Origin of the sequence: Devosia salina (assembly GCF_019504385.1) — a bacterium.
Lineage (GTDB): Bacteria > Pseudomonadota > Alphaproteobacteria > Rhizobiales > Devosiaceae > Devosia > Devosia salina.
Genome location: NZ_CP080590.1, coordinates 776,269 through 792,557, shown reverse-complemented (window position 1 = coordinate 792,557; position 16,289 = coordinate 776,269). Strand labels below are relative to the sequence as shown.

Here is a 16,289-nt window from a genome sequence, read left to right as displayed (position 1 = left end):
CATGGAACTCATCTGTCCCGCCGGCACGCCGGCCGCCTTTCGTGAAGCCGTGGAAGCCGGCGCCGATGCCGTCTATTGCGGCTTCCGCAACGAGACCAATGCCCGCAATTTTCCCGGGCTCAACTTCATGCCAGAGGAGTTGCAGAGCGCTATCGCGTTTGGCCGGTCGCGGGGCGTGCAGACCTATGTGGCGCTCAACACCTTCATGCGCGCCGGAAACGAGGATCTCTGGTACCGCGCTGCGGACGATGCCGTGGCCGCGGGCGCCGATGCGCTGATCCTCGCCGACATGGCGCTGATGGACTATGTGGCCTCCACCTATCCCGAGCAGCGCCTGCATGTCTCGGTCCAGGCCTCCGCATCCAATACCGATGCGGTCAACCTCCTGGTGGAGAGTTTTGGAGCAAAACGGCTGGTGCTGCCGCGCGTGCTGACGGTCGCCGAAATCGCGGCGCTGGCCCGGCAGGTCGATTGCGAACTCGAAGTCTTCGCCTTTGGCGGCCTCTGTGTCATGGCCGAGGGGCGCTGCTCGCTGTCCTCCTATGTCACCGGCCAGTCGCCGAACATGCAGGGCGTATGCTCGCCCGCCAGCCATGTGCGCTACCGCGAGGATGGCGATGACATGGTCTCGGAATTGGCTGGCTTCACCATCAACCGCTTCGGACCAGGCGAGGCGGCGGGCTATCCGACCCTCTGCAAGGGCCGGTTCCACATTGCCGGAGACGAGGGCTATGCCTTCGAAGACCCGGTGAGCCTCGACGTCATGGACCATCTCGATGCCCTGCAGGCCGCCGGGGTCACCGCCCTCAAGATCGAGGGGCGGCAAAGAGGCAAGGCCTATGTGGCCGAAGTGGTCTCGAGCCTCCGCGCCGCCCTCGCGGCGCCCGCCGCGGACCGGCCGCAGATGCTGGCGCGCCTGCGCCGCCTGTCGGAGGGGCAAAGCACCACATCCGGCGCCTATGAGAAGAAATGGCGGTGAGCATGTCCGAAACTGCCGACCTCAAAATCACCATTGGTCCGGTGCCGTTTCTCTGGTCCGGCGAGAAATGGCGCGACTTCTATTACCGCATCGCTGAATCGGGGCATGTCGATGCGGTGACGCTGGGTGAGGTGGTCTGTTCCAAGCGGGACCACTTCACCCGGCCCTTCCTGCCCCAGGTGGTGGAGCGGCTGACCGCTGCCGGAAAATCGGTCGCGCTGGCCTCGCTCGCACTGGTTACCCAGGAGCGCGAGGCCGCCCAGACCCGGCGCCTGGCCCGCGAGGCGCCGCTGGCCGAGGCCAATGACCTCTCGGCCCTGCGCGAGCTGGCCGGCAAGCCGCATCTCGTGGGGCCCTTCGTCAATGTCTATAATGGCGCTACCGCAAGGCTGCTGGCCCGGCGCGGCGCCACCCGCATCTGCCTCGGCCCCGAATTGCCGGCCGCCTCGATCGCGGCGATCACCGCCGGCGCGCCCGGGACCGAATTCGAGATCATCGCCTTTGGCCGCCTGCCGCTGGCCATTTCGGCGCGCTGCGCCCATGCAAGGGCCAAGGGGCACAGCAAGGACAATTGCCAGTTCGTGTGCGGCGAGGACCCCGACGGGCTCGACGTGGACACGATGGATGGCCAGCCATTCCTCAGCCTCAACGGCGTGCAGACCATGTCCCGACATTGCCAGGTGCTGCTGGGCGAGTTGCCCGCTCTGGCGCGGATGGGCGTGACGCATCTGCGCCTCTCGCCGCAGGATTGCGACATGGTGGCGGTCGCCGCCATCTATGCCGCGGTCCGGGACCGGGAGATGTCCGCCGAAGACGGCATTGCCAGGCTCGGCGCTATCTATCCGGGCGCGCCCTTCGCCAATGGCTTCCTCCATGGCGCGGCCGGCATGGACTGGGTCGCGGCGTGAGCCGGCAGGCCGACCAGCCCGACGCGTCGGAGCCGGAGGCGCTGGTCGAACGCATCCGCGCCATCATCGGCACGGTGGCGCTCGATTGCACCTGCCGCCAGCGCGTGCACGATGCGCTGGGGCGGTTCATGAGTATGGAGGTCCAGCGCGAGGCCCGGCGCCACCTGATCGCCTCGCGCCATCACCGAGCTGCCATCGCGGCGCTGGTGGAGCTCCTCGCCGAGCTCGAAGAAATCGGTTTCGAGGAGGCCGATCTCAGCGTCTTCGCCGAACTGGCGCATCTGTTCGAGGACATTGCCGATCACGCCGCGCAGGGGGCAGCCGACCTCCGGGCGATCGGCGCGGTGCGTGGCGGCCGGTAGCGATCAGTTCTCGCGGAAGGCGCGGCTCATGCTGTCGCTGATGGGCTTGGCCAGATAGTCGAAGAAGGTCCGCTCGGCCGTCTGCACCATGACTTCGGCAGGCATGCCCGGCGTGGGGACGAAGCCGGGCACCCGCGCGATCTCATCAGCCGAGATCGTGACGCGGGCCAGATAGACCTCGGGCTGCCCATTCGACGACCCCTCGCGGATGGAGTCTGCAGAAAGGTAGTCCAGCCGCCCCTCGAGCACGGGCGTGGTGCGTTGGCTCAGCGCAATCAGGCGGACGGCCACCGGCTCGCCCTGCCGCACGTCGTCGATCTGGTTGCGCGAAATCATGGTTTCGATCAGCAGCGGCACGCCGCTGGGCAGGATCTCCATGATCGGCTTGCCGCTTTCGACCACGCCACCGGTGGTGTGGTAATGGATGCGGACCACCTTGCCATCCACGGGCGAGCGGATCTGGGTGCGCTCGAGCACATTGCGCGCGTGCCGGATCTGCTCCCGCACCGAGTCGAGCTCGATTTCCACCGACTGCACCTCGTTGAGCGCCGTCTGGCGCGCGCCATCCTGCACCTGCACCATTTCGCCCATATATTTGGCGATCTGCGCGTCGATCTCCTGCATCTCTGCCGAGAGACGGGCGATATCGCCGTCAGCATCGGCCACGGCGCGCTGCAATTCCATCACCTCGGAGCGGGTGACCAGGCCCTTTTCGAGCAGGGTGGTGCGCGACTGCAGCTCGAACAGCAGCAATTCGCGCTGCCGTTCCATGGACTGGAGCTGGCTCTGCTCGCCGCCGCGGCGGAAGTTGAGCGCATCGACATTGTGCTGGTAGAGTGCCAGATCGTTGTCCAGCTTTTCGCGCCAGGACACGAAATGCGCGCGCTGGCTGTCATAGACCTGCCGGGCCTCCTCGGTCATCGCCTTGGGGTCGCCTTCGGGCTCAGTGAAGCTGCGCGCATTGAGCGCCTCGTCGTTGAGCCGCTTGAGTATGGCCTCCAGGCGCAGCTCGCGCATCAGCAATTGCCGTTCAGTAGCCAGCGCCGCAGTATTGTCGAGGGTAACGAGCACCTGCCCGGCCTTGACCAGTTCCCCCTCCCCCACCGCCAGATCCTCAATGATGCCGCCTTCAAGGTGCTGGATGACCTTGTTCTGCCCGGTGGCCACGAATGTACCCTGGGAGATGACTGCGGCAGCCAGCGGCGCGGTCGATGCCCAGACACCAAAGCCGCCGAAGGCGATGGCCACCAGGCCAACGCCGAAAATGGCGTGGCGGCGGATCGAGCGCGGCACATCGCGATACCATTCAAGGTCTATGGCATGGGCGTTGACGACGGTCATTCGGCGGCTCCCTGCATTGCGGCATCCGTGGTTTTGACTGGGTTCGAATTGCTCCGCTGGGAGAGCGCCGTCATCACCTTGTCGCGGGCGCCGAACAGCGCCACCGCGCCATTGTTGAGCACCATGATCTTGTCGACGGCGCTAAGCAGTGCCGGGCGCTGGGTGATGGTGACCACTGTGATGTTCTGCGCCTTGGCGTGCTTGAGCGCCCGGGCAAGCGCTATCTCGCCCTGGCTGTCGAGATTGGAATTTGGTTCGTCCAGAACCACCAGGCGCGGATTGCCGAGGAAGGCGCGGGCCAGCGCCACGCGCTGCTTCTGGCCGCCCGAGAGCGGCGAGCCGTCGCCGGCGACATAGGTTTCATAGCCCTGGGGCAGCGTCGAAATCAGCTCATGCACGTCGGCGAGAACGGCAGCATCGAAGATGGCCCGATCGGAAATATCCTCGCGCATGCGGGCGATATTGGCCTTGATGGTGCCGGGGAACAGCTGCACGTCCTGTGGCAGATAGCCGACGCTCTCGCCGAACTGCCGCGGGTCCCAGTTGCGCAGGTCCATCAGGTCCAGCCGCACATTTCCCGAGGTGGGCAGGATGGAGCCGACGAGCATCTTGCCCAGCGTGGTCTTGCCGGCGCCCGAGCTGCCGATGATGGCCAGCGATTCTCCGGGCTGCAGCGAGAAGGTGATACCGTTGAGAATGACCTTCTTGTTGGGCGGCGGCACGAACAGCACGCGCTCGACATCCAGCCGGCCCTGCGGCGATGGCAGGCGCAAGCGGGCGAAGTTGAGCGGCGAGTTCTGCAGCAGCGTACGGACCCGGCCAAGGGCCGAGCGGGCCTGGACGACGCTGTTCCACCCCTCGATGGCGCCCTCGATGGGGCCCAGCGCCCTGCCCGAGACGATGGACGCCGCAATCACCATGCCACCGGTCAGGTGACCGCCAAGGGCGAGATAGGCGCCCCAGCCGAGCAGCGAGACCTGGGTGACCAGGCGCGTGGCCTTGGAGAGCGCCGCAAAGACGATATTGAGGTCCTGCGCCCGCACCTGGGCTTTCAGCGAGCCGGCTGTATCCTTGCCCCAGATGCGCACGGCCTCGGGGATCATGGCCAGGGCGTTGATGATCTGGGAATTGCGCGACATCGATTCCAGATGCGCATTGGCCCGCCCCAGAAAGGTGTTCGCCTCGCCGAAAGGCTGCGCCGTCAGCCGCTGGTTGAGCGTCGCGATTATCAGCAGGATCAGCGACGACCCCACCACGATAAATCCCAGATGGGGATGGATCAGATAGACGACCAGCACGAAGAGTGGCGCCATGGGGGCATCGAGAAAGGCCAACAGGGTTCCCGAGGTCAGGAAGGACCGGATCTGCTGCAGGTCGGCAAGGGTCTGGTATTCCCGGCCATTGCTGTTGAGCGAGGCGCGCGCCGCGGCGCTCAGCACCGGCGCGCCCAGTTGCACCTCGGCTTCCACCGCCGTGCGCATGAGAATGTGGCGCCGCGTTGCGTCGAGCAGCACCTGGGCCACGATGGCGCCGATCACGAAGACAGTGAGCATCACCAGCGTGTCCAGCGAGCGACTGGTCAGCACCCGGTCCGACATCTGGAACAGATAGACCGGGATGGCCAGCACCAAGATGTTCACAAAGACGGTGAAGAACATCACCAGGACCAGGTTGCGGCGCACGGTGGTGAATGCGTTGTGATAGGCCTCGGCAAAGCTGACGGGTTTGACCCGGCGGTGGAAATTGGCGCCATTGTCGTTGCGCGCCTCGGGGGTGCCGCGCCGGCTGCCCCTGGTGGTCGCCGGTGTGCCGCTCCCTTCTTCCCCCTTCTTGTCGTCTTCGTCGTCCTGCTCGGCCAGGATCGGCCCCCGGTCGATGTCGACCACGGGTGAGAGTGGAGCGGCCGGGCCGCCCCGTGACGCCTCGCGAAGCGGCCGCGCGGTCAAGATTTCGTCAGCCTCCCGGGGCTGCGCCTCCGGCCTCGCGCTGCGGGCGGGCCGCTCCGGTTCCTGGATTTCGACGCGCGGTTGCTCGCCTTGTTCGTCTGCCTCGTCGCCGATCGCATCCTCGACCGCGGCATAGAGCCTGGCCTCGGTCTCTTCGGGATGCGGATCGCGGGGCTCCGCCGCACCCCCTTCGGCCATTTCGGTCAGCGTCCCGGCCGCCATCTCGATCTGATGGAGATAGCCCTCTGGGTCGCTGTCGTCCTGGGGTGACTCGACCGGGTCAATGTCGTCCTGCACGGGCTCCCGCGGCTCGTCGTCTGGGTGTACGGTCATGGCTTGCCCCTAGGTCAAAACGGAACTCAGGACGTCCACGCTGGTGCTGTCGGTCGGCACGAGGTTGACCCCGTCATCGGCCGTGAAGACACCGTCGCAGTCGTCGGCGGTAATGAAGGCGATGGCCTCGTTGACCAGCGCGTCCGGGCCGCCCTCGGTGGGCCCTGAGAGGATTTCGGACTGGATCAGCACCGCGTCCGAATAGAGCCGGCCACCGACATAGGCGATGTCACCGAGGCTGTCGGTGTCGAGAATGGAGGCCGTGTTGACCAGTGCATTCTCCCCCGTCGAAATGTCCCAATTGCTGCCGCTATCCACGGCCTTCTGCAGGGCAGCCGCTTCGGCGGCGGCAACCAGGTCGGAGTCGCCGACCACATTGGTCTGGCTGATGTAGCAAAGGTCATAGACATTGCCCGTGACCACCAGCACCGAAATGGTGTCAAAGCCGGTAAAGGCCGCATCATCGCCAAATCCTTCGGGCATCTTGCCACCGCCGGCGGAAAGCCGCTCGAGTGCCTCCAGATAGTGAGACGGCAGGCCGTCCAGCCAGTTCTGCGCGCCCATATTGGTGATGCTGGCGCCATTGTAGAGAAGGTTGCCGCTGGTCTCGTTGGTCCCCCCAGACCCGCCGCTCCCGGCCAGATCGAGCCAGTCGTCATCAAGCAGGACGTTCATCTGCGAGATGATGTTAGCGTCATAGAGATTGCCGCCGATCAGGATCAGGTCATAGACTTTCCCCAGGTCGCTGAAATCAAGGATGTTGTGCGCCATATTGGCGCCGGTCACGAAATTCGAATAGGCGCCGGTCTCGGTGAGCACGTGGATGTCGTTGTCGATAACGAAATTGCTCTGCACGACCCATTGGGCAAAGATCAGGTCGCCATCGACGACGCTGATGACCCAGTTGTCGGGACCACCGGTGTCTTCGCCTGCCGGGGTCGGAGCCACATAGGCCATGGGCACGTGTGCGAACGAGGCGTAGTTGACGGTGGTCGTGCCGTTGTCCTCCGTCGGGATCAACTCGCCGTTGACATGATCGGTGTCGCTATAGGCGTTGGACTGGATGATGGCGTCGAGCCGGTACACATTGCCCGCTACTGCTATGACCCCACCCAGCAAGCCCACATCGCTGATGACGGCCGCGTTCATGGCCATGTTTGCGCCGGCCTGAAGGGCCAGTCCGCCGTCTCCCACTTCGTTCTGGGTCTTGATGATGTAGTCGGTCTCCCTGGGCTCGGCCTCGGGGTCCGGCAGGAAGGGGCCCGGGAGCAGGTCGTCAAGCAGCGGCGGCTCGTCGGTGGCCTCACCGTTCATGAACCCACCCGACAGGCTCGGGCCGAGCGCCACCACATCGGGGCTGTCCTCCGTCAGCTCGGAAACGATCTCGTGCGCCGTCGTTACGATGGTCCCCAGGTCGGACTCGTTATGGGGCATGCCCAGCACATTGAGGAGGTCGATCGCCTCTGCCCTGGCGGCCAGTTCCAGCAGGCGATGGGTCAAGGTCGGATCGAGTTCGGGCAGGTCGCCGCCGACAAGATCGAGAATGTCGTTGTCTTCGAGATAGATCGCCTGGTTGGCGATGAGAAGGACCTGGCCCGGTGAGTCGATGACGTGGACAAGGTCGGGGTAGGACCAGTTGTGCAGGCTGGGCCAATGCGCGCCGAGCCGCGGGCCATGCAGGTGGAAGGTCTCGTCCAGATCCTGCGGCCAAGCGGGTAGCCGAGGCATGTGGAAGGGCGCCGCGCCGGTGGGGTCCCATTGATGGGGATGGTAGTCGACGCCTGGCTGGTAGTCCTTGATGTTGTGATATTGCCGCTGGTTGAAGCGGTAGCTCGCGACGTCGCCGGGTTCGTCTTCTTGCTGCTGCAGGCGGCGGAATGCGATCAGTTCATCGCGCATTCGCGCGCCTTCGGTGGCCATGTGCCACTGGCCGATGAAATGCAGAATGTTCTCGTCATACAAAGCCGAATAGACAATCATGGCGTTTCTCCCCCATGCGGTCGCGCGTCCGTAAAGACGGCTGACCTGCGCGTTGGCGCGCAGGTCGAGTTTGCAGAACTCTGAGGAGAGCGATCAGGCTTCGGCTTCTTCGCCGCCGACACTGGTGTAATTGGTGTCGCCGCCCACGATGGTGACGTCGATCGCATTCTGCTGCAGGTTCGCGCCCAGCACGATTTCCTGCGAGAAGGCATTCGAGCTCAGCGCAGCATTGGCACTTGCAGCAGCCGAGGCAGCGATGTCATCGCCCGCATCTATCCGCCAGCCGGCACTGTCCTGGCTGTCATTGTCACCGCCGCCGCGATGGTGCCCATCATACTTGCCATCGGATTCGCCAGCGCCACCGCCGCCGCCAATGCCGTCACCGGCCGTGGCGTCGCCGCCCTTGGCTTCCCAGTGCATGTCGTAGGTGCCGGAATTGTCCATCCGGACGCCACTCAGGGAGTCGTTGTCGACGAGGTCGGCGATCTGGTTGACCGCGAAGGCAGAGTTGTTGCTGCCCGCCCCGAAGGCATTGTTGAAGATGTTTTCGAAGTTGACGTCGTCACCCGGATCGAAGCTGATCGACGAGCCATCATCGGCCATGAAGATATTGTCGAACTTGACATCCTTCATGTCGATGTCGCCGAAGTCGTTGTCATCGGGCGCACGCAGGTGGTCGAGGTCCAGGTCAACATCGACGTCAACATCCACCTTCACGTCGGTGTCGCTGGTGTTCTCGTTGTAGTTCAGGTTGCCGTTCAGGTTGCCGTTCAGGTTGCCATTGCCGTTCAGATTGCCATTGCCGTTGAGATTCTCGTTCTCACTGCTGGAATGCTGCCACTGGCCCTGGTCCTGGTCCTGCTTTTGGTCCTGATCCTGATCCTGCTTCTGGTCCTGATCCTGGTCCTGGTCCTGCTTCTGGTCCTGGGCCTGCAGTTCAGCCTGGAGCTGAGCCTGCAGTTCGGCCTGAAGCTGGGCCTGAGCCTGATCCTGGTCCTGGGACGGATCGATCGGGTTGTAGTGGTTGTGCCTGCTGCGGGACATGGTGGTCCTCCATCTTGTCGTGCGATCGGCAGAACCCCACTCATCTCAAAAGGGTCATGTGCCGAATATCGCCTTCGTTACCGGCCATCGGCGCAAGGGCATCCGGTGCCAGAACACCCGCTTAAGGCGCCGGCATGAAGGGCGATTGCGACTTTGACCGTGGGCTGACTGGCCGCCCCTGACACACTTGCCCGGGATACCGACCGACGGCGCCAGAACGGCACTCCGCCATTCCAGGGCCCACCTGGAACCTCTCGATCCCATCCCGAATGGCCGGTGAAGTTAAGACGACAATTGGAGCTAACCCGTCGGGCTGATCACGGCCTGGCATAATTTGACCAGCGTCAAGTCAGGGGCCGTGATTTCTGGGCACCTGTTGGCTCCTTCGGGCTAACCCCCGGGGGCGGGCGCGTCCGGCGTTCGCGACAGGGCGCGTGCATTTCGACCAATGGCGCCGGGAGTGAGAGAGAGGAGTACGAGGATGACGAACCCCCGCACAAGCTTCGCTTCGGCCGACCGGTCGCATCATGACGGGAGCCATCTCCCGCAGCCCCGCATGCTGTTCCGGGCCAGGCATGACCTGATATCGCACTCCCTGGTGCGGGCCGTAGCGGATTGCTACATCGACTATCAGGTTGAACTGGTCTCGCATCTGAACGGCGAGGAGAGCGGGGTGGCGCTGGTGGCCTTCCAGCTCGAACCGGACGCCGACGCCGATGCCGGGGTCGCCCAGTTGCGCCATCTCTACCCCGAGGCCGTCCTGACGGTTCTGGTCAGCAGCCCGGCCCAGGTGCCGGCGGGGATCGACGACCTGGTCGGCCGTGGCATTCTCCAGGGCGTCGTTCCCCTGACCCTGTCGCTATCCCTGTGGCTGGCGGCCTTCGGCCTGCTGCTCAATGGCGGGATCTACCTGCCATCGGGTGTGCTGCTCCGCCGCGCGTTCAATGCGGACGGGCACAGTCTGGACCATGACGCGGGCCACCCGGAGGAGGAGGAGGAGTGGTCCGAACCCGATGGTGCGGACCGCCAGGATGACCTGACCAATCGCGAGCAGGAAGTGCTCAAGCTCCTCTCCATGGGATTTCAGAACAAGATCATCGCCTCGCGCATGAACCTCTCCGAATACACCGTGAAGGTCCATGTCCATAACATCATCCGCAAGCTGCGCGTGCACAACCGCACCCAGGCGGCCGCCTACTGGCTGGGCAACGCGTCGCGAAGGCCTGACAAGCCGCTGGACTGAGGGAGGCCGAGCCATGATTGCCATCAATGAAACCCTGCTCCTGGTCGGCCGGATGAACTATGTCTGGACCAATACGGAGAGCCTGTTCATCTACCTGATCGCGCAGTTGATGGGCACCACCAAGGAAGCGGCGATCCTGGTCTTCCTGACGCTCAACACCACCCGCGCGCGTCTCGACCTCATCCAGCGCCTCGCCAAGCTTCGCACCACCTCCCCGGCAGACCGGGAGGCCGTGCTGGGATTTGCCGACCGGCTGGGCAAGGAAAGCGGCCTGCGCAACAAGTTCAACCACTGCATCTATTCGTTCGACGAAAAGGGTGAGGCAAGTACACAGCTGATGCGCGTGGCCGATGTCGGCGAGGATCTGCGCTATGGCAAAGTGGAACTGCTGGACCGCAACGAACTGGACCGCCTGAACGCGGCCATCGACCGCATTGTTTCGGTCAATCGCGACATCTGGGACTATATCCGCAATCACAAGATCGCCCCCTGACTCGATCAAATTGGCTAGGCCAGTAGTCGATGCGGGTAATATTGGCCCGTCAGGTCTGTTGCTAGTCTTGTCAGGCATTATTGGGGGAAAGGCCGCCCATCATGATCGTGGAAATTGTCGATACGATGGATGGATTTGACCAGCTCGCCCAGAACTGGGACGAGGTCTATCTGGCCGATCCGCATGCGCGCTATTTCGTGTCGCACCGCTTTCTGCGACGCTGGCTGCGCGCCTTTGGCGGCCAATGGTTCGTCCTTGCGGCCAAGCCCACCGCCAAGTCGAAATACGAGGCCTTCCTGCCGCTGCGCCTGCGCACCTATGCGCGCCCCGACGGCCATTGCGTTTCGGAAATCCTGATGGCCGGAAATTACGGGGCGGACTATACCGGCCTGGTTGCCCTGCCCGCCCGACTGAATTCGGCCATGCCGGCCAGGGCCGGTGCGCTCAAGCTGATGCACTGGCACCAGATCAGCTTCGATTATGTCGATGCCGGGGACATGCGCTACCGGGAGTTGCTGAACCATTTCGCCGATCCGGCCTTCCGGATCAGCAGCGAATTCCGCGTCAACAAGCGCGACAATGTCAACAATCTGGTCTGCCCGGTCGTGCACCTGCCAGGGCAATGGGAGCTCTATCTCGAGCAACTGAGCGCCAATACGCGGCAGAAGCTGCGGCGATTGCTGCGTGCATTCGAAGCCGACCAGTCGCTGACCATCACGCAGCCCACCGCCGCCAGCATCCGTGACGATATCGAAAAGATGAATGCGCTCTGGCTCACCAAATGGTCGGATCGCAAGGGTGTCGAGCGGGCCCAGAGGATCCTGGCGACCAACCGGCAGATGCTGCTGGATGCCTTTGCCAACGGGCATCTGTTCATGCCCATCCTGCGCCAGAACGGGCAGATGGTGGCGGCGCTTGCGACCATGCTCGATCCGCTCAAGCGAGGCGCCAATTTCTACATGACCGGCCGCGACGAAAGCTTCGAGGGCCCCTCCCCGGGCCTGCTGCTCCACGCCTATTCGATCCGCGCCCTGATCGAACAGAACTTCGTCACCTATGATTTCCTGAGAGGCGACGAGCCCTACAAGGCGCTGTTCGGCACGCGTCTCGAGCATCTCCAGTGCCTGCGCGTCACGACGCGATCCGGTCTCAACCTCGGCAATGGCATCGAGGCCCGGGCGGCGGCGACCGTGCTTGCTCTGGCAACGGCCGCCCATCGCCAGGGCCGTTTTCGCCAGGCCGCAATCGGCTATGGACAGGTGCTGACACAGAACCCCGACAATATCGACGCGCTCTACCGCTATGGGCAATTGCTGCAATATATCGGCCAGCTCCAGAGTGCGCGCCGGCTGCTGGGCCGTGCCCGGGCCCTGCGGGCAAAGAGCGCCCTGCCGGAGACTACCGATGTTGCGTCGGCGCCATCCGAACCGGCTCCCGGCAACAGGCCGGCCGTTCACTAGGCAATTTCAGTAGTAAGCGCGCGCAGACCCGTGGCGAGAAGGTCGATTTCCCGCCTCCCGGCCGGCACCTGGGCCCCCTGCACCGGTCAGTCTTGTCGCGCCCCTTGCGAGCTCTCGTCCCTGAGGCGGCGGAGTGCCGTCAGTTCCGCCTTCAAGGCCCGCTCCAGCTGGACGCGGCGGTGCGGATCGTGCTCCCGGGCCAGGTCGTCCCTGTACCGCACGATATTCTGCTCCGCCGCCCAAACAAAATGTCTGTGTGTCTTGTCGTCCATAAGAACTATGCTAGGTCGCCCAAGCTGCCTACGGGAGTCCACGGACGGTCTATTTATTGATCAGGATCAAGGTCCGGTTCAAAATTGCAGTTATTGGTGACATTGTCGGCAATACTGACGAGGCCTGGCCTCCGAGGAGCAGTTCACAGCATGGCAAATCGCCCGCTCGCCCCAAAGCTGATAGCTACGCGCGCTTGGGTGCCGGGCAGTGCCGACGCCGGTCTGTCCCGATCGCTTCTGAGCCAGGAAGAGGCTGCCAAGCTGGCGACAATCGCCACCATCTCCCGTTTCCGCAGGGGCGACACCATCTACACGGCCGGGACACAAGCGGACGCGGTCTATATCATCAGCTCGGGCCTGGTGAAGGTTTTTCGCCAGGATCAGCCGGGATCGCAAATCCTGATCTTCGCCTTTGCGCTGGAGGGCGACATCATCGGGATGGCCGATGACGGGGCCTATTCGAACTCGGCGACTGCCGCGAACAATGTCACGGCCTACAGGATCCCGATCAAATCCCTGCGCAGCCGGATGCTGTCCGATCTGGGGCTCGACCTGGCCCTATTGGCCAAGCTGGTGCATGAGTTGCGCGCCAGCCAGCGCCACGCCTTCATCCTCTCCGAACGCCTGGTCGCCAACAAGATCGCCATGTTCATCGAAATGCTCGAGCAGGACCAGGCCAGCCGCCTCGGTCTGACGCCGGAGGAAGTGCACCTGCCCATGTCGCGTCGGGACATGGCCGAATTTCTTGCGGCCACCCCTGCAGCCATCACCCGCGGGTTCAAGACCCTCGAAAAGGCAGGCATCCTGCGCTGCCGCGACAACCACCATGTGGCAATCCTGGATCAGGCCGGTTTTACCCAGCTTGTGAACGGAAGCCTTCACCCCGGCGGTGACGTCGCGACACGTACACGGAATGGCGGCTCGCGCCTGCCGCTCAAGCGCTCAGGAAGTCGGTAAGCAGCCCGATCTGGCTTCTATCGGCCAGGGTCGGGGCGTGGCCGCAATCGGGAATGACCACGAGTTCAGGGCAAGGCCCGCGCATGCGCATGGCACTGGCAATGGTGGGTGCGAGCACGTCGGAATGTTCTCCCCGAAGCAGCAGGGTGCGGGCGGTGACACTGTCATAGGCCTCCCAGACATCGAGATCGGCCTTGTTCTCCCCCATCAGCGAGACGATTGCAGGGTCATAATGCACCGTGATCTTGCCATTGCCGGTGCGGCGCAGGGATGTGTCGACCATGCGCCGCCAGAAGGCGTCGCTATTGCTACCGAATGGCGCATAGGTGCGGCGCAGCCAGGCTTCGTATTCGGCCACGGTTTCAAAAGTCGGCGGGTTCCCCACATAGTCCGAAATGCGCTTGGCGCTGTCGACCGGTATGTCGGGCCCGACATCGTTGATGACCAGGTGGGTGATGCGATTCCGCAAGGCCCCGGCCGCAAGGGTGATGCCTAGAAGTCCCCCCATCGACGTCCCCACCCAGCCGAAGCGATCGATGCCGTAGTGATCGAGCATGGCGGCCGCCATGTCACCATAGGTCGCGAAGGTGTAGTCGGCAGCACCTCGGGTCGCCCAGGCCGAAAGACCGCGTCCCAACGTGTCCGGGCACAGCACGAAGAAGCGTGAGGACAGGGCGCTGGCCGCTTCGTCGAAATCGCGGCCGGTCCGGGCCAGGCCGTGCCACATGACGATGGCGGGCTTCTCCGGATCGCCCCATTCGGTCACATGCATCTCGAAGCCCGCGGCATCGAGATAGGTCGATCGGGGCTGGGTCATTTCCTGCCTCCCTTGCCCAAAAGGGTCCCGGCAATGCCCGAGGGGAAGAAGTAGACCAGAAGGATGAAGCCCAGGCCGAGCCAGAGCAGCCAGCGCTCCGGATTGAGCAGATCCGGTACAATGGGCAGGTCGGCCGTCGCCTCTGCGCCGAGCACCATCAGGTCCTTGAGATAATATTGGGCGAGGGTCATCAGCACGACGCCGATGACGGCACCGAGCATGGTGCCCATGCCCCCGATGACGACCATGAGCAGGATGTCGATCATGATGTCGAAGGACAGCACCACTTCGGGTCCGGTATATTTGAGCCAGACGGCGCGCAATATGCCCGCGCCGGCCGCCATGCCGGCGGCGATGCAGAAGATCGTGGTGCGGTAGAATACCACGCGATAGCCGATGGCCTCGGCCCGCATCTCATTTTCACGAATGGCCTCGAGCACCGAACCGAGCGGCGAGGCGACGATGCGCATCATCGCCAGGAACAGCACCAGTGCCGTCAGGAAGACGAAATAATAGAGCGCGAGCTTGCCATTGAGCGGCACCCCGAACAGCCGCAACGCCTTGCCGTCGGCATCGGCGAGCAATTCGGTGGCCGGCGAAAAGAGCTTGGGAATGGAATAGGTAATGCCGTCCTCGCCGCCGGTGAAGTCGGAGAGCTGGCTGGCCAGCACCATCATCACCGAGGCGGCCGAGAGCGTGACCATGGCAAAAAAGATGGCCTTGACCCGGAGGGACAGGAGCCCGATCAGCAGCGCCAGGACCAGCGCCGCTGCAATGCCAGCGCCGCCGCCGAGCAGGATCGCCTCGAAACCGGGGCCCATGGTTTTGATGGCAATGGCGGTGCCATAGGCGCCCAGGCCGAAGAACATGGTGTGGGCAAAGGAAACAATCCCGGTATAGCCGATCAGCAGGTCATAGCTGGCGACCAGGACGATGAAGACGCAGATGCGCGCCGCCACTTCCTGGCTGCGGATGTCGGGGAAGAGAAACGGCGCCAGGGCCAATGCGAGGGCGATGAGGCCCACCGCCCCATAGACCAGCATGCGGCCGGACCAGTTGGCCGCACCTGCCCGGTCTCGGTTCGGCTTGGTGGCGATAGCGGAATTGGATTGGGTCATGGTCATGTCCGCCTCACCGCTTGACCGCCGGCAGCAGCCCATAGGGGCGCCAGAGCAGGATGGCCATCATCAGCAGCATGTTGGAGGCCAGGGCCATCTTGGGCACGAGAAAGGCGACATAATTCGCCATCAACCCGACCAGGATCGCGCCCAGCAATGAGCCCTGGATCGAACCCAACCCACCGATGATGACGACGATGAAGACCAGGATCATCATTTCCGAGCCGAGTGCGGCGGTAATCAGGCCCTGATAGCCGGCCCACATGGCCCCACCCATGGCCGCAAGGGCCGAGCCCGCCATGAAGACGAGGATGAAAAGCCGGTCGACCCGGAAGCCCAGGGCCTCGACCATTTCGCGGTTCTCCACCCCTGCCCGGATCAGCAGGCCCAGCCGCGTGCGGTTGAGCACCAGATACATCGCCACATAGACCAGAAGGCCCAGCAGAAATGCAAAGATGCGGTAGATTTCGACGGACACGCCGGCAAAGATGATCGAACCGGTCAGGACCTGCGGACGTGGCACCGGGATCGGTGCGCCACCCCAGATCAGCAGCACCAGTTCCTCGGCGACGATCAGCGCGCCCACGGTGATCAGGATCTGCCGCAGATGGTCCTGATAGACGGGGCGGATGACCACCCGTTCGAAGAACCAGCCGGCCAGCGCCCCGAAAATGGTGGCTGCCGCGATGGCGAGCAGGAGACCGGTCAGGTTGAGGGCGGGATTGCCCCCGGTCACCCAGAAGCCGAGCCAGGCCAACACCGTCGCACCGATGAAGGCACCGGCGGTGACAAAGGCGGAATGGCCGAAATTGAGCACGTCCATCAGGCCGAAGATCAGCGACAGGCCCGAGGCCATGAGGAAGATCATCATGCCCATGGCAAGCCCGGCTATGGTCAGCGTCGCCCAGGTCGAGGGCTGGCCGATCAGCACCAGCGCCACCACGGCCAGCACCACGGGCAGCCAGAGGACACCGCCGAAGCGTTCGATATCGGCCTTGATCCTTGCGGGGAGAGAGGCGGTTGTTTCGGTCATTCT

General features: G+C 63.9%; 14 protein-coding genes. 7 read left to right on the top strand and 7 right to left on the bottom strand.

Annotated features, from left to right (window positions below; genetic code table 11):
* The first annotated feature begins 1 nt into the window (after nt 1).
* Genes ubiU through K1X15_RS03770 form a run of 3 tightly spaced genes read left to right on the top strand, consistent with a single transcriptional unit; the run spans nt 2 to nt 2,249 of the window.
* Complete coding sequence (gene ubiU, locus K1X15_RS03780) at nt 2–979, top strand: ubiquinone anaerobic biosynthesis protein UbiU (protein ID WP_220306153.1); 978 nt, start codon at nt 2–4, stop codon at nt 977–979.
* A gap of 2 nt (nt 980–981) precedes the next feature.
* Nucleotides 982–1,887, top strand: coding sequence for a ubiquinone anaerobic biosynthesis protein UbiV (gene ubiV, locus K1X15_RS03775; protein ID WP_220306152.1), 906 nt, complete (start codon nt 982–984; stop codon nt 1,885–1,887).
* Nucleotides 1,884–2,249: a hypothetical protein gene (locus tag K1X15_RS03770; protein WP_220306151.1), complete on the top strand. Its 366-nt coding sequence runs from the start codon at nt 1,884–1,886 to the stop codon at nt 2,247–2,249. The genes ubiV and K1X15_RS03770 overlap by 4 nt, the downstream gene beginning before the upstream one ends.
* A gap of 3 nt (nt 2,250–2,252) precedes the next feature.
* Here the strand turns inward: K1X15_RS03770 and K1X15_RS03765 are convergent, their stop codons facing one another.
* The 4 genes from K1X15_RS03765 to K1X15_RS03750 all read right to left on the bottom strand — a co-directional run bounded on the left by K1X15_RS03765 (nt 2,253) and on the right by K1X15_RS03750 (nt 8,893).
* Nucleotides 2,253–3,590: an HlyD family type I secretion periplasmic adaptor subunit gene (locus K1X15_RS03765; protein WP_220306150.1), complete on the bottom strand. Its 1,338-nt coding sequence runs from the start codon at nt 3,588–3,590 to the stop codon at nt 2,253–2,255.
* Entirely contained in the window at nt 3,587–5,758 is a 2,172-nt protein-coding gene (locus K1X15_RS03760) for a type I secretion system permease/ATPase (RefSeq protein ID WP_240549729.1), read from the bottom strand. Before K1X15_RS03760 ends, K1X15_RS03765 begins: the two co-directional genes overlap by 4 nt.
* Before the next feature lie 120 nt (nt 5,759–5,878).
* Nucleotides 5,879–7,849, bottom strand: a complete 1,971-nt coding sequence (locus K1X15_RS03755) for a hypothetical protein (protein ID WP_220306148.1) — start codon at nt 7,847–7,849, stop codon at nt 5,879–5,881.
* 93 nt (nt 7,850–7,942) lie between these two features.
* Complete coding sequence (locus tag K1X15_RS03750) at nt 7,943–8,893, bottom strand: hypothetical protein (protein WP_220306147.1); 951 nt, start codon at nt 8,891–8,893, stop codon at nt 7,943–7,945.
* 481 nt (nt 8,894–9,374) lie between these two features.
* Here K1X15_RS03750 and K1X15_RS03745 point away from each other — a divergent pair, with 481 nt between their 5' ends.
* The 4 genes from K1X15_RS03745 (at nt 9,375) to K1X15_RS03730 (ending at nt 13,318) form a co-directional block, all read left to right on the top strand.
* Nucleotides 9,375–10,136 carry a helix-turn-helix transcriptional regulator gene (locus K1X15_RS03745; RefSeq protein ID WP_220306146.1) on the top strand — a complete coding sequence of 254 codons (762 nt, stop codon included), beginning with the start codon at nt 9,375–9,377 and terminating at the stop codon, nt 10,134–10,136.
* A 13-nt stretch (nt 10,137–10,149) separates the two neighbouring features.
* The gene (locus K1X15_RS03740; RefSeq protein ID WP_220306145.1) at nt 10,150–10,629 is read left to right on the top strand and encodes a hypothetical protein; all 480 of its coding nucleotides are present in this window, start codon (nt 10,150–10,152) and stop codon (nt 10,627–10,629) included.
* Between the two features lie 101 nt (nt 10,630–10,730).
* Nucleotides 10,731–12,089, top strand: coding sequence for a GNAT family N-acetyltransferase (locus K1X15_RS03735; protein ID WP_220306144.1), 1,359 nt, complete (start codon nt 10,731–10,733; stop codon nt 12,087–12,089).
* 422 nt (nt 12,090–12,511) lie between these two features.
* Nucleotides 12,512–13,318: a Crp/Fnr family transcriptional regulator gene (locus tag K1X15_RS03730; RefSeq protein ID WP_220306143.1), complete on the top strand. Its 807-nt coding sequence runs from the start codon at nt 12,512–12,514 to the stop codon at nt 13,316–13,318.
* Here K1X15_RS03730 and K1X15_RS03725 read toward each other — a convergent pair.
* The 3 genes from K1X15_RS03725 to K1X15_RS03715 form a co-directional block, all read right to left on the bottom strand.
* A complete protein-coding gene (locus K1X15_RS03725) occupies nt 13,296–14,135 on the bottom strand; it encodes an alpha/beta fold hydrolase (protein WP_220306142.1) in 840 nt (279 codons plus the stop codon). The two genes, K1X15_RS03730 and K1X15_RS03725, sit on opposite strands and share 23 nt — an antisense overlap.
* A complete protein-coding gene (locus K1X15_RS03720; protein WP_220307423.1) occupies nt 14,132–15,178 on the bottom strand; it encodes a branched-chain amino acid ABC transporter permease in 1,047 nt (348 codons plus the stop codon). The genes K1X15_RS03725 and K1X15_RS03720 overlap by 4 nt, the downstream gene beginning before the upstream one ends.
* An 88-nt stretch (nt 15,179–15,266) precedes the next feature.
* Nucleotides 15,267–16,286, bottom strand: coding sequence for a branched-chain amino acid ABC transporter permease (locus K1X15_RS03715; RefSeq protein ID WP_220306141.1), 1,020 nt, complete (start codon nt 16,284–16,286; stop codon nt 15,267–15,269).
* Between the last annotated feature and the right edge of the window lie 3 nt (nt 16,287–16,289).